Here is a 13,041-nt window from a genome sequence, read left to right as displayed (position 1 = left end):
GGTCCCCCGTCGTCCCGCCGGGCGGCGGGCTGGATAACCGTATGGCGATATGGTTTTTACCGTACGGTGATACGGTTATCAAGTGCCGAGAACTTCCGACCACGAGGAACGCCGCCGTCAGATCGCCGTCGCCGTCTGCGCGCTGATCGCGGACCGCGGGCTGGACGCCGTCACCGTCGCCCGTACCGCCGCCGGGGCCGGGATGTCGGTCGGGCTGGTGCAGCACTACTTCCGCACCAAGGACGAGATGCTGCTCCACGCGTTCGGCGAGGTGAGCGCGGCCATCCGGCGGCGGGCCGACGAGCGCATCCGGGCCGGGATCGAGCACCACCGGCCCATCTCACAGGTGCTGGCCGAGGCGATGACCGAGTTCGTCCCGCTGGACGAGACGCGCCGCACCGAGTTCCGGGTCACCCGGGCGTTCGCCGGTCGCGCGCTGGACAACCCCGCCCTCGCCGCGGTCGACGTGGAGACCGCCCGGCGGCTGCGCGAGGACATCGCGCGGGCCGTGCACAACGGCAAGGAGTGCGGCGAGGTCGAGGAGGAACTGGACCCGTGGCCCGCGGCCGTCCGTCTCACCGCCGTGACGGAGGGGCTGGCCCTGCAGGTCTACCGCGATCCCGCCGGGGTGAACGGGGTGCCCGCGGCCGAGCTGTGCGCGTCGCTGATCGCCGCCGAACTGGCCACCGTCTTCACCGGGGAGTGCCGCCAGTACCCCGCCGGGAACGCTGCCACGGCCGCCGGCGCGTGATCGCGCCGGCGGCCGTGGCCGCCGTGTTCGCGGCCCTGGTCGTGGACGAGCACCTGCCCGCGCCCGGCCGGGCTGGTCCCCGGAGGATTCCGGGCTGCCGTCTCCTCGGAGGGCCGGGCTGCCGTCGCGATGCGGTCACGCTCCTGTCACGGGGGGACGGCGATGCTGGGTCCGATCTGCCCAGGCCAAAGGAGGAGATCATGCGTCACAAGCGACTCTTCGCCCTGCTCACGGTGCCGCTCGGTGCCTCGTTCGCGCTGCTTCCGAGCGGCTCCGCGCAGGCTGCGGACACCTCGCCCTCGCTCGTGCCCAGCCAGTTCTGCCAGGTGACCGCCGGGTTCCCCAACAACCGGCTCACGGGTTCGGGGTTCTCCAGTTTCGGGCCCGTTCACATCGTCGAAGGCGGGCGGGGCTTCGCGGACACGAGCGCCAGTGCGGGCGGCGGCTTCTCGCTCTCGGGCACATTCACGGCACCGTCCTACCTCGCGCAGGATGTGGCCTCGGGGAGGAGCGCCGTCTGCAACAACCCGATCTCCACCACCCCGCCGAAGACGGACACGGAGCCGGCGTCCACGGGCAAGACTCCCTTCCAGACCGGGTTCGATTCCGGCTTCCAGGAGGGCAAGGAGGCCTGTCAGACAGGACGCCAGGCCCGGCAGCGGCAGGGGATCGCCCCCGCCGATCAGGACTTCCTGAACGGTTTCGCGACAGGCGTCCAGAGCGCGACGACCCTGTTCTGCGGCCCGGTCCGACCGGGTGGGGGCGGAGGCCGCTGAGGCCGGACGGCCCGCGCGGGGACATCGGGAAATCCGGCGTCCCCGCGACGGACCGGGGAACGGGCCCCGGCAACCGGCCGGAGCCGATCGGCCAGGGCGCCGTCTGTGTGGACACCGGCCCCCATGTACACGTGTGAGGCCCCGAACCGCGCAGGTTCGGGGCCTCACCCCTGTCCGACGGGACGGCCGCCCTGGATGGCCTTCAGGCCCTCCCGCCGGCTCGGGTCTGTTCAGGTCTGTTGGGGTCCCGGGGTTCCGGGGTCCCGCCTCAGCAGCCCGCCTCAGCCGGTCGCGAGAAGGATCGCCAGCAGCACGGCACCCACTACCGCCGGCGCGATCACCTCGTACGCCCAGCGCACCGACACGGCCGACTCCGCGCCCTCCGCCGAGGAGGAAGCGGCCGAGGAGGACTTCGCGCCCGCCTTCGCGCGCTCCGCCAGTTCCCGCAGGTCCGCCATGGTCTGGTCGGCCGTCGCCATCCGGGCCTTGGTGTCACGGACGTCGGCGGTCGCGGACGTCCGGTCGTACGGGTCGTCCAGCGAACGCCGGGACTGCTGCCGGGCCGCCTTCTTCCGCTGCCGCAGCGAGACCGGCACCGCCCACAGCTGGTACTTGGCGCCGCCCTCGGTGAACAGCTCGCTCGAATACCCGGCCCGCAGGTCCGCGACCTCGGTCCACGGCATGGTGATCGTCCGGAACGGGTTGCGGATGCGGATGCGCTGCTCGTTGGCGGACACCACGGGCCGCAGCGTGAACGCGACGATCAGCGGCACCGCCGTCAGCGCCCCCGCCAGCGCCAGCCACGGCACCCGGCCGCTTCCCCGGAACAGGGCGTCCCCGCCGATCCAGCAGATGAGCAGGAGCAGCAGAACGCCTCCGACCATCCCGGCGGGCGAGCGGAAGGTCCGGTCGGCGTAGACCGGCTCGGCGGGCGGTGTGGGGCTCGTCATGGGCCCGATTCTGCCTGACGGTCCCGAACGGCGCCGGGGCGGCCGCCCCGTACCGCGCACCCGCCGCCGCGCGCGCCGCACCACCCACCGCGCACCTCTCGGGGGGCCGGGCCCCTGTACAGGTCGCTACGCGCGTAGATATGCTCCCCTGGTGACCATGCCCACCACAGCTCCAGCATTCGCCGACGCAACCGCGTCCGACAGTGCGCTGCGCCGCTTCCTGCACGGGCTGCCCGGCGTCGACGCCGTCGGCCTCGAAGCGCGTGCCGCGTCCCTCGGAACCCGTTCGATCAAGACCACGGCCAAGGCGTACGCCATCGACCTGGCCATCTCGATGATCGACCTGACGACCCTGGAAGGCGCGGACACCCCGGGCAAGGTCCGGGCCCTCGCCGCCAAGGCCCTCAACCCCGACCCGACCGACCGCACCACCCCGCGGACCGCGGCGGTCTGCGTCTACCCCGACATGGTGCCCACCGCCGTCGCCGCGCTGGCCGGCTCCGACGTGAAGGTGGCCTCCGTGGCGACGGCCTTCCCCGCCGGACGCGCCGCGCTCGACGTGAAGCTCGCGGATGTCCGCGACGCCGTGGCCGCCGGGGCCGACGAGATCGACATGGTGATCGACCGGGGCGCCTTCCTCTCCGGCCGCTACCTGAAGGTCTACGAGGAGATCCTCGCCGTGAAGGCCGAGTGCGCGCGGCCCGACGGCCCCGACGCCCGCCTGAAGGTGATCTTCGAGACGGGCGAGCTGTCCACGTACGACAACATCCGCCGCGCCTCCTGGCTCGGCATGCTGGGCGGCGCCGACTTCATCAAGACGTCGACCGGCAAGGTCTCCACCAACGCCACGCCCGCGAACACCCTGCTGATGCTGGAGGCGGTGCGCGACTTCCGGGCGCAGACCGGCGTGCAGATCGGCGTGAAGCCGGCCGGCGGCATCCGCACCTCCAAGGACGCGATCAAGTTCCTGGTGCTGGTGAACGAGACCGCGGGCGAGGACTGGCTGGACAACCACTGGTTCCGGTTCGGCGCCTCCAGCCTGCTGAACGACCTGCTGATGCAGCGTCAGAAGCTCAGCACCGGCCGTTACTCCGGCCCCGATTACGTGACGGTGGACTGATCCCCATGGCATCTGCATTCGAATACGCCCCCGCGCCCGAGTCGCGCTCGGTCGTCGACATCGCGCCCTCGTACGGCCTGTTCATCGACGGCGAGTTCACCGACGCGGCCGACGGCAAGGTCTTCAAGACCGTCTCGCCGAGCAGCGAGGAAGTGCTCTCCGAGGTCGCACGGGCCGGGGCGGCCGACGTGGACCGGGCGGTGAAGGCGGCCCGCAAGGCGTTCGAGAAGTGGTCGGCGCTGCCCGGCTCCGAGCGCGCCAAGTACCTCTTCCGGATCGCCCGGATCATCCAGGAGCGCAGCCGCGAGCTGGCCGTCCTGGAGACCCTCGACAACGGCAAGCCGATCAGGGAGACCCGCGATGCGGACCTCCCCCTGGTCGCGGCGCACTTCTTCTACTACGCGGGCTGGGCCGACAAGCTGGACCACGCCGGGTTCGGCGCGAACCCGCGCCCGCTCGGCGTCGCGGGCCAGGTCATCCCGTGGAACTTCCCGCTGCTGATGCTGGCCTGGAAGATCGCCCCGGCGCTCGCCACCGGCAACACGGTGGTCCTCAAGCCCGCCGAGACGACCCCGCTGTCCGCGCTGTTCTTCGCGGACGTCTGCCGTCAGGCGGGCCTGCCCAAGGGCGTCGTGAACATCCTTCCCGGCTACGGGGACGCGGGCGCCGCCCTGGTCGCGCACGAGGACGTGAACAAGGTCGCGTTCACCGGTTCGACCGCGGTCGGCAAGGCCATCGCCCGCCAGGTCGCCGGCACGGACAAGCGGGTCACCCTCGAACTGGGCGGCAAGGGCGCCAACATCGTCTTCGACGACGCCCCGATCGACCAGGCCGTCGAGGGCATCGTCACCGGCATCTTCTTCAACCAGGGCCAGGTCTGCTGCGCCGGTTCGCGCCTGCTCGTGCAGGAGTCGATCCAGGACGAGCTGCTGGACTCCCTGAAGCGCCGGCTGTCCACGCTCCGGCTCGGCGACCCGCTGGACAAGAACACCGACATCGGCGCGATCAACTCCGCGGAGCAGCTGGCCCGGATCACCGCGCTCGCCGAGACGGGCGAGGCGGAGGGCGCCGAACGCTGGTCCGCACCCTGCGAACTGCCCTCCACGGGCTACTGGTTCGCCCCGACGCTGTTCACCAACGTCACCCAGGCGCACACCATCGCACGCGACGAGATCTTCGGCCCGGTGCTGTCGGTGCTGTCCTTCCGCACCCCCGACGAGGCGGTCGCCAAGGCCAACAACAGCCAGTACGGCCTCTCGGCCGGCATCTGGACGGAGAAGGGCTCCCGCATCCTCGCGGTGGCGAACAAGCTCCGGGCCGGCGTCGTCTGGGCCAACACGTTCAACAAGTTCGACCCGACCTCGCCCTTCGGCGGCTACAAGGAGTCGGGCTTCGGCCGCGAGGGCGGTCGTCACGGCCTGGAGGCGTACCTCGATGTCCGATAACCGTCTGAGCGTCTTCAAGACCTACAAGCTGTACGTCGGGGGCAAGTTCCCCCGTTCCGAGAGCGGCCGGGTGTACGAGGTGACCGACTCCAAGGGCAGGTGGCTGGCGAACGCCCCGCAGTCCTCCCGCAAGGACGCGCGCGACGCGGTCGTGGCCGCCCGCAAGGCGTTCGGCGGCTGGTCGGGCGCCACGGCGTACAACCGGGGCCAGGTCCTCCACCGCATCGCGGAGATGCTGGAGGGCCGCAGGGACCAGTTCGTGCGGGAGGTCGCGGAGGCCGAGGGCCTGTCGAAGTCCAAGTCGGCGGCCGTCGTGGACGCGGCGATCGACCGCTGGGTCTGGTACGCCGGCTGGACCGACAAGATCGGCCAGGTCGTGGGCGGGGCGAACCCGGTCGCGGGCCCGTTCTTCAACCTGTCCACGCCCGAACCGACCGGGGTGGTCGCGGTCCTGGCCCCCCAGGAGTCGTCGTTCCTGGGCCTGGTCTCGGTGATCGCCCCGGTGATCGCGACCGGCAACACCGCGGTCGTCGTCGCCTCGGCGGACCGCCCGCTGCCCGCGCTCTCCCTGGGCGAGGTGCTCGCCACCTCCGACCTGCCGGGCGGCGTGGTGAACGTCCTGTCCGGCCGGACGGCGGAGATCGCGACCCCGCTCGCGTCCCACCAGGACGTCAACGCCATCGACCTCACGGGAGCGGACGCCGACCTCGCGAAGGAGCTGGAGATCGCGGCGGCGGACAACCTGAAGCGCGTCCTGCGCCCGCAGGACACGGACGGCGACGGCACCGCGGACTGGACGGCCGACCCCGGCATCCACCGCCTGACGGCCTTCCTGGAGACGAAGACGGTCTGGCACCCGACGGGCGCACTGGGCGTGTCGGGCTCCTCGTACTGAGGACGGGTCGGACTCCTCGCAACCACTGAGGACATGTCCGGCTCCTCGTACTGAGGGGCTGTCGGGTGGCCTCCGGGTCGCCGACCGCCCCTCGCCGTGCCGCCGGCCGGCCCGTGCGCTCCCCCTCGCCACGGGCCGGCCCGTGCGGCCGGGCGGAGGCCCGCCCCTCCGGGAATCCCGGCGGGGCGGGCCTCCGTCGTCTCAGCCGCCGTGCAGCACCTGGGCCGCCTGCCCCACCACCGGCAGGTCCTTCAGCGCGCCGCCACTGGTCAGCGGGTCGGTCAGAACGGTCGTGGAGAGCGGCTGGAAGTCGGCGACCTGGGTCTCCACCCCGTTGTTCAGCGGGTCCGTGCCCGTCCTGGCCAGCGGGTCGAGCTGCAGATGCGTGACGGGGGCGATGCCGTGCTTCAGGGGCGGCCCGAGCGACCCGGTCACCGCGCCGGTCACCGCGCCCGTCGCCGCGTCCACGTCCGTGCCGAGGCCGGTGTCCTGCGCACCGGCGGCCGGTGCGGGCGCCGGGGCCGGTGCCGCCTGGGCCGCCGCGCCTCCCGCGCCGAGCGCGGCACCCACCGCGGTGACGGTCAGGCCTGCCCTCAGCAGGGCGCGGCGCGGGGACTTGGAAAGTGCATGACGTGCCATGTGTTTCCCACCTGATCGAGACGATCGAGTAACCACCTGAGTGCGCAGAGTAGTTGAGATGTGATGCTGGATACCAACACGGGTACCGGGGGATCCCCTGCGCGGGTGGATGCCTCACACTCGTGTCCTGTGAATTCCCAACCGATCCCGACCCGCGTGGTGCTCCTCGCGGGCCCTTCCGGCTCCGGCAAGTCCTCCCTCGCCGCCCGCACCGATCTGCCGGTGCTGCGCCTGGACGACTTCTACAAGGAGGGCGACGACCCCACGCTGCCGCTCGTTCCGGGCAGCACGGACATCGACTGGGACTCCGCACAGTCCTGGGACGCGGACGGCGCGGTGGCCGCGATCGTCGAACTGTGCCGCACGGGACGCACGGACGTCCCGGTCTACGACATCGCCACGAGTTCGCGGATCGACCGGGAGACCCTCCACATCGAGCGCACACCGCTGTTCGTGGCCGAGGGGATCTTCGCCGCCGACATAGTCGCGCGCTGCCAGGAACTGGGCGTGCTCGCCGACGCGCTGTGCCTGCGCGGCCGCCCGACGACGACGTTCCGCCGCCGGCTGCTGCGGGACCTGCGCGAGGGCCGCAAGTCGGTGCCGTTCCTGCTGCGCCGCGGCTGGCGCCTGATGCGGGCGGAACGCCGGATCGTGGCCCGGCAGACGGCCCTGGGCGCGTACCCGTGCGGCAAGGAGGAGGCGCTGGGCCGCCTGGCCGCCGCGGCGGCGGGACGGTGCCGCCGCGCGCCCGTCTCGCGCGAAACGGCCTGACACCCGGGCCGGGGGCCCGGCACCCCGGGCGCCCTCGGCCCCTCGCGGGGCGCCCGGTCCGTGCGGAACCCGGGCCCACGGGCCCGTACGGTGCGGAAACCGGGTCGCAGGCCCGTACCGCACGGAATCCGGGGCCACGGACCCGTACCGTGCGGAAACCGGTCCCGCAAAGCCCCTGTTCATGCCGACGGGGCCGGACAGGACCCCCCGGCCCGTCCGACCCCGCGACTTTTCCCCGTGCTGCGCCGCCTCCCCCGAAGCGGCGCCCCCGTGATTCCCCGTTGTCCCCCGTGGTTTCCCCCTCGGGTCCCCCCGTTTTTCCCCCTCGCCTCAGGCCACCAGCTCGCCGAAGGACTCCTCCTGGTCACGGCCGAAGCTGAGGACCTCGTCCTCGCGCAGCCGGCGGAGCGACCGCCAGATGCTGGACTTCACCGTGCCGACACTGATGTCGAGGATGGACGCGATCTCCGGGTCGGTGCGGCCCTCGTAGTAACGCAGGACCAGCATCGTGCGCTGGAGTTCGGGCAGCCGCGCCAGCGCCTGCCAGAGCACGGCGCGCAGTTCCGTGCCGCGCATCGCGTCCGTGTCGCCCACCGTCTCCGGCAGCTCCTCGGTCGGGTACTCGTTGAGCTTGCGCCTGCGCCAGGCGCTGATGTGCAGGTTCGTCATGGTGCGGCGCAGGTAGCCGCCGACCGCCGCCTTGTCGCTGATCCGGTCCCACGCCCGGTACGTCGAGAAGAGGGCGCTCTGCAGCAGGTCCTCGGCCTCGAACCGGTCACCGGTCAGGTGGTAGGCGGTCGCGTACAGGGAGGCGCGGCGCTCCCGGACGTAGGCGGTGAACGCCGCTTCGGCGTTCTCGGCCTGCGCCGGGACCTTCCGCTCCCCCGTGCCCTCCCCGTACGCGTTGCCCCCGTTGTTCCCCCCGTTGCCCCCCACAGGTGCGTCAACCACCGTCATGTACGACGTGTGCTGACGCCCGGCACCACGAACGCACCCCCGCCCGTTCGAAGTGCCGGACTTCTCGATGCTCCGACCGACGTCGTGCAGACGCGTGACAACTGCGCTTGCGGTGATGCTGTGAGCTGCCTTCATCTCGCGCCCCCCATCGGTGGAGTCCGTCCGTTCCTTGTGCCGAAGAGCTTGCCGGGGCAGTTTCATGACCCTGTCCGCCGACTGTCACAGGCCTGTCACAGGGGACTTCGCCCGCGCGCCGGAGCCGCACCGTGGGTACGCGGGAGGTGCGTCGGAGGTGCGCCGGAGGCACGAGTGGACCGCAACGGTCGAACTGGGGCTCCACCATGGGTCAGAATGACCAGCGTGCCTTTCCTGTTGCTGATCGAGGACGACGACGCCATCCGCACGGCCCTCGAACTCTCGCTGTCACGCCAGGGCCACCGTGTGGCCACTGCGGCGACGGGAGAGGACGGCCTGAAACTGCTGCGCGAGCAGCGGCCGGATCTGATCGTGCTGGACGTGATGCTGCCCGGCATCGACGGTTTCGAGGTGTGCCGGCGCATCCGGCGCACCGACCAGCTGCCGATCATCCTGCTGACCGCGCGCAGCGACGACATCGACGTCGTGGTCGGGCTGGAGTCCGGGGCGGACGACTACGTGGTGAAACCCGTGCAGGGCCGGGTGCTCGACGCCCGTATCCGCGCGGTGCTGCGCCGCGGCGAACGCGAGTCCACCGACTCCGCGTCCTTCGGGAACGTGGTGATCGACCGGTCCGCGATGACCGTGACCAAGAACGGGGAGGACCTCCAGCTCACGCCGACCGAGCTGCGGCTCCTGCTGGAGCTGAGCCGCCGGCCGGGACAGGCCCTGTCGCGGCAGCAGTTGCTGCGGCTGGTCTGGGAGCACGACTACCTCGGTGACTCCCGGCTGGTGGACGCCTGTGTGCAGCGGCTGCGCGCCAAGGTGGAGGACGTGCCGTCCTCGCCGACCCTGATCCGTACCGTCCGCGGTGTGGGCTACCGGCTGGACTCGCCTCAGTGAGCGATGCCACCGCGCGGCGCCTGCTGACCGGGCTCCGCTGGACCAGTCTGCGCCTGCGCCTCGTCGTCGTGTTCGGGCTGGTCGCGCTGACCGCCGCGGTCTCCGCCTCGGGGATCGCGTACTGGCTGAACCGCGAGGCCGTGCTGACCCGTACCCAGGACGCCGCGCTCGGGGACTTCCGTCAGGAGATGCAGAACCGGGCGGCCGCGCTGCCGTTGCACCCCACCAAGGACGACCTGCAGAACGCGGCCACGCAGATGGCGAACAGCTCGCCCGGCTACAGCGTGCTGCTGGTCGACGAGCGCGACGCCGGCAAGCCGATCGCCGGCAACTCCGACCTGGACACCTTCACGCTCGACAACGTGCCGCTGCCGTTGCAGAAGGCGGTGAACAAGAAGCAGTCGCTGAAGTCCGGCAACAAGTACGAGTACCACCTGTTCTGGCAGCGGACCAGCATCCGGGGCACCCCGTACCTGGTGGGCGGCACGAAGATCATCGGTGGCGGCCCGACCGGTTACATGCTGAAGTCCCTCGACCAGGAGCGGCAGGACCTCAACTCCCTGGCCTGGTCGCTGGGGATCGCCACCGGGCTCGCGCTGGTGGGTTCGGCGCTGCTCGCGCAGGCCGCGGCGACGACCGTGCTGCGCCCCGTGCAACGGCTCGGCGACGCCGCCCGCAAGCTCGGCGAGGGCAAGCTCGACACCCGGCTCGTGGTGTCCGGCACGGACGAACTGGCCGATCTCTCCCGTACGTTCAACAGGACCGCGAGTTCGCTGGAGAAGCGGGTCGCGGACATGAGCGCCCGGGAGGAGGCGAGCCGGCGGTTCGTCGCCGACATGTCGCACGAGCTGCGCACCCCGCTCACCGCGCTGACCGCCGTCACCGAGGTGCTGGAGGACGAGGCGGACGGGCTCGACCCGATGATCGCGCCCGCGGTGCACCTGGTGGTGAGCGAGACCCGGCGCCTCAACGACCTGGTGGAGAACCTGATGGAGGTGACCCGTTTCGACGCGGGCACGGCCCGGCTGGTCCTCGACACCGTCGACGTCGCCGACCAGGTCACCGCCTGCATCGACGCCCGTGCCTGGCTGGACGCGGTGGACCTGGACGCCGAGCGCGGCATGATGGTCCGCCTCGACCCGCGCCGCCTCGACGTGATCCTGGCGAACCTGATCGGCAACGCGCTCAAGCACGGCGGTTCGCCGGTACGGGTCGCGGTGCGGACCGAGGACGACGAACTCGTCATCGAGGTCCGCGACCACGGCCCCGGCATCCCCGAGGACGTGCTGCCGCACGTCTTCGACCGGTTCTACAAGGCCAGCGCCTCGCGCCCGCGCTCCGACGGCAGCGGTCTCGGCCTGTCGATCGCCATGGAGAACGCGCACATCCACGGCGGCGACATCACTGCCTCGAACTCGCCGGACGGCGACGGCGCGGTGTTCGTGCTGCGGCTGCCGCGGGACGCCGAACGTCTCACCCGTCCCGCCGGGGGAGACGGTGCCGGCATCCGGGACGAGGAGGGCGACGAGGCATGAGGAACAGCGAGAACCGCCGGACGCTCCGCCGGGCCGCGGCACTGACCGGTGCGGTGGCCGGGGCGGTGCTGCTCTCGGCCTGCGGGATCAGGTCCACGTCGGTACCGGTGGACGCCGGGGCCGCGCCGTCCCAGGTGCCCTGCACGACGTCCGCGAAGAACGTGGCGACGCAGGACCTGCGGGGCGTCCCCGTACAGGTCTATCTGATCTGCTCCTCGCAGCTGGTCACGGTGGACCGTACGGTGCGGACGACCGACGGTTCCGGGGTGGACCGGATCCGCCTCGCGCAGGAACTCCTCGACGAGCTGCGGCAGAAGCCGCCCGCCGCCGAGCGGAAGGCCGGGTACTCCACCACCGTCCCGGAGACCCTCCGGGTCGGCCCGGCCCGCACCGGCGACCGGACGGGCACGCTGCGGCTGACCAAGCAGCCGGAGGACCTGCAGTCCGAGGCACTGGCCCAGATCGTGTGCACGTACGCGGAGAGCGAGTCGCTCGCCCCGGACGGCACGGTGATGCTGGGTGGCCCGGGGAAGTACGAGCCGCGCGGATACCTGTGCACCTCGGAGATGAAGGCCCGCCCCCAGGCGGTACCGGACCTGGGCGTGGGCGCGGGCGCGGGCGCGGGGGCCTGAGGGCGGATGCGGGGGCCTGTCCGAACGGGCCCCGGATCGCCCCAGGCCGCCCCCGGACCGGCCCTGGGCCGCCTCCAGGCCGGATTCCGGCTATGCGGAACCGATCCTGCCGTACGACGCGTCTTGGGGGACGTGCGTCAAGGTCTGGAAGGTTTGGACGGCCAAACCGTTATCCGTTTCCGCGGGGCCGGGGTGTCTCTCCTCCTCGCGCATCTGCTGTTCGTCGGGTGGCTGACCCTGCGGCCGCTCGACGTGCCCTGGATGACTGCCTCGAATCTGCAACCCCTCGCCGGGATCAGAGCGGACCTGTCCCTCGGCCCCGTCGAGGCCACCCGCCGGATCGGCGAGGGACTGCTGCTGCTCGCCCCGCTCGGCGTACTGCTGCCGATGGCCGGGGGCCGGCTGTTCGTCTCCCCGTGGGCCTCGCTGGCCCGCACCGTCGCCGCGGGCGCGCTGATCTCGCTGGGCATCGAGCTGGCGCAGACCGGCGTGCCCGGCCAGGTCGTCGACGTCGACTCGCTGCTCCTGAACACCATCGGCGTGGCGTTCGCCCATCTGCTGGTGGTCCCCATGTGCCGGGCGCGGCTGCGCCGGAAGCAGGAGCGGGTCGGGGTGCTGCCCCGCCCCGGGGACGAGGCGGCTCAGGGGGCGACCCCGACGATTCCCAGGGTCGGGGTCGCCCCGTAGAGCGACGCTTTGCCCCTGTTCGCCGGGCCACCATGGATGCATCGGGAGCACGACGGAGCTGCTCCCCGCAACGGTTCGCGAAGGAGCCCACCATGGCCGCACTTGCCCGCCCCACGGACGGACGCATGATCGGCGGAGTGTGCGCAGCGCTGGCACGGCGCTTCGGCACCTCCGCGGGGACCATGCGGATCGTCTTCCTGGCCTCCTGCCTGCTGCCGGGGCCGCAGTGCCTGCTCTACCTGGCGCTGTGGCTGTTCCTCCCGTCCGAGAAGACGTCGTCGGCCTCCGCCTGGTGACCTTCGTACGTACGCATGCGCCTGTGGGCGGACACCCGGACCGGGTGTCCGCCCACAGGCGCATGCGGCAGGTGCTGCGAGGTCAGCCGCCGAGCGGGAGGTTACTGGTCGACAGGCCGTTGGCCGTCAGACCGTTGGCGTTCAGGCCGCCGCCCGCGGGCAGGCCGCCGAGCAGGCCCTTGGCCGGGGCGGTGGCCTTGCCGACGAGCTTCTGCTGACCCTTGCCGAGGAGCGTGGTGGCGGCGCCCTCGACCGGCAGGGTCCGGGTCGTGGTGTCCACTGCCGCGCCGGCGGCCGGCAGGACGGTGGTGGCGGCGGCGCCGCCCGGCAGCACGGCGGCGGAGGCGGTACCCGCGGCGGCAGCGGCGAAAGCGGCGCCGAGGGCGGCGACGCCGAGAGTCCTGGCAGCAGACTGCTTCATGTGAAATTCATCCTTGGGGGAAAGGGACGTGGGCTCTGAAAATTAGTCATCCCACCACCTTCCCGCAAACATGGCGACACGCGGAAAAAGCAGAAAAAGACGACCGGCGGCCGGGAAAAACTCGTCCC

15 protein-coding genes are annotated in these 13,041 nt (G+C 71.9%); 11 read left to right on the top strand and 4 right to left on the bottom strand.

Annotated features, from left to right (window positions below; translation table 11 throughout):
- The first annotated feature begins 82 nt into the window (after window positions 1–82).
- Window positions 83–751: a TetR/AcrR family transcriptional regulator gene (locus tag OCT49_RS22190; protein WP_283853582.1), complete on the top strand. Its 669-nt coding sequence runs from the start codon at window positions 83–85 to the stop codon at window positions 749–751.
- Window positions 752–951: 200 nt separating this feature from the next.
- Entirely contained in the window at window positions 952–1,527 is a 576-nt protein-coding gene (locus OCT49_RS22185; protein WP_283853581.1) for a hypothetical protein, read from the top strand.
- A gap of 281 nt (window positions 1,528–1,808) precedes the next feature.
- On the opposite strand, the gene OCT49_RS22180 is transcribed toward OCT49_RS22185, so the two are convergent.
- Window positions 1,809–2,477: a PH domain-containing protein gene (locus tag OCT49_RS22180; protein WP_283853580.1), complete on the bottom strand. Its 669-nt coding sequence runs from the start codon at window positions 2,475–2,477 to the stop codon at window positions 1,809–1,811.
- 157 nt (window positions 2,478–2,634) lie between these two features.
- Between OCT49_RS22180 and deoC the strand changes: the two genes are divergently transcribed.
- From deoC to OCT49_RS22165, 3 genes are read left to right on the top strand one after another with little or no spacing between them, the layout of a single operon-like run.
- Window positions 2,635–3,597, top strand: a complete 963-nt coding sequence (gene deoC, locus OCT49_RS22175) for a deoxyribose-phosphate aldolase (protein ID WP_283855900.1) — start codon at window positions 2,635–2,637, stop codon at window positions 3,595–3,597.
- Window positions 3,598–3,602: 5 nt separating this feature from the next.
- Window positions 3,603–5,042, top strand: a complete 1,440-nt coding sequence (locus OCT49_RS22170) for an aldehyde dehydrogenase family protein (RefSeq protein ID WP_283853579.1) — start codon at window positions 3,603–3,605, stop codon at window positions 5,040–5,042.
- The gene (locus tag OCT49_RS22165) at window positions 5,032–5,937 is read left to right on the top strand and encodes an aldehyde dehydrogenase family protein (protein WP_283853578.1); all 906 of its coding nucleotides are present in this window, start codon (window positions 5,032–5,034) and stop codon (window positions 5,935–5,937) included. Before OCT49_RS22170 ends, OCT49_RS22165 begins: the two co-directional genes overlap by 11 nt.
- A 201-nt stretch (window positions 5,938–6,138) precedes the next feature.
- Here the strand turns inward: OCT49_RS22165 and OCT49_RS22160 are convergent, their stop codons facing one another.
- Window positions 6,139–6,576, bottom strand: a complete 438-nt coding sequence (locus tag OCT49_RS22160; RefSeq protein ID WP_283853577.1) for a hypothetical protein — start codon at window positions 6,574–6,576, stop codon at window positions 6,139–6,141.
- Between the two features lie 63 nt (window positions 6,577–6,639).
- Between OCT49_RS22160 and OCT49_RS22155 the strand changes: the two genes are divergently transcribed.
- Complete coding sequence (locus tag OCT49_RS22155) at window positions 6,640–7,347, top strand: uridine kinase family protein (RefSeq protein WP_283853576.1); 708 nt, start codon at window positions 6,640–6,642, stop codon at window positions 7,345–7,347.
- 330 nt (window positions 7,348–7,677) lie between these two features.
- On the opposite strand, the gene OCT49_RS22150 is transcribed toward OCT49_RS22155, so the two are convergent.
- Window positions 7,678–8,439 carry a SigE family RNA polymerase sigma factor gene (locus tag OCT49_RS22150; RefSeq protein ID WP_283853575.1) on the bottom strand — a complete coding sequence of 254 codons (762 nt, stop codon included), beginning with the start codon at window positions 8,437–8,439 and terminating at the stop codon, window positions 7,678–7,680.
- A gap of 225 nt (window positions 8,440–8,664) precedes the next feature.
- Here OCT49_RS22150 and afsQ1 point away from each other — a divergent pair, with 225 nt between their 5' ends.
- The 5 genes from afsQ1 (at window position 8,665) to OCT49_RS22125 (ending at window position 12,492) form a co-directional block, all read left to right on the top strand.
- Window positions 8,665–9,342, top strand: a complete 678-nt coding sequence (afsQ1, locus tag OCT49_RS22145; protein ID WP_176729344.1) for a two-component system response regulator AfsQ1 — start codon at window positions 8,665–8,667, stop codon at window positions 9,340–9,342.
- Window positions 9,339–10,877, top strand: a complete 1,539-nt coding sequence (locus tag OCT49_RS22140) for an ATP-binding protein (RefSeq protein WP_283853574.1) — start codon at window positions 9,339–9,341, stop codon at window positions 10,875–10,877. The genes afsQ1 and OCT49_RS22140 overlap by 4 nt, the downstream gene beginning before the upstream one ends.
- A complete protein-coding gene (locus OCT49_RS22135; protein ID WP_283853573.1) occupies window positions 10,874–11,509 on the top strand; it encodes a GerMN domain-containing protein in 636 nt (211 codons plus the stop codon). The genes OCT49_RS22140 and OCT49_RS22135 overlap by 4 nt, the downstream gene beginning before the upstream one ends.
- 144 nt (window positions 11,510–11,653) lie before the next feature.
- Window positions 11,654–12,196 (top strand): VanZ family protein, encoded by a 543-nt coding sequence (locus OCT49_RS22130; RefSeq protein WP_502963485.1) that lies wholly within the window; start codon window positions 11,654–11,656, stop codon window positions 12,194–12,196.
- Window positions 12,197–12,288: 92 nt separating this feature from the next.
- Complete coding sequence (locus tag OCT49_RS22125; protein ID WP_283853571.1) at window positions 12,289–12,492, top strand: PspC domain-containing protein; 204 nt, start codon at window positions 12,289–12,291, stop codon at window positions 12,490–12,492.
- 82 nt (window positions 12,493–12,574) lie between these two features.
- Here OCT49_RS22125 and OCT49_RS22120 read toward each other — a convergent pair whose 3' ends face one another.
- Complete coding sequence (locus tag OCT49_RS22120; protein WP_283853570.1) at window positions 12,575–12,913, bottom strand: hypothetical protein; 339 nt, start codon at window positions 12,911–12,913, stop codon at window positions 12,575–12,577.
- Window positions 12,914–13,041: the final 128 nt, after the last annotated feature.

Source organism: Streptomyces sp. ML-6 (genome assembly GCF_030116705.1).
Taxonomy (GTDB): Bacteria; Actinomycetota; Actinomycetes; order Streptomycetales; family Streptomycetaceae; genus Streptomyces.
Note: the sequence above shows the minus strand (reverse complement) of the source record. Positions and strands in the feature narration are given on the sequence as shown.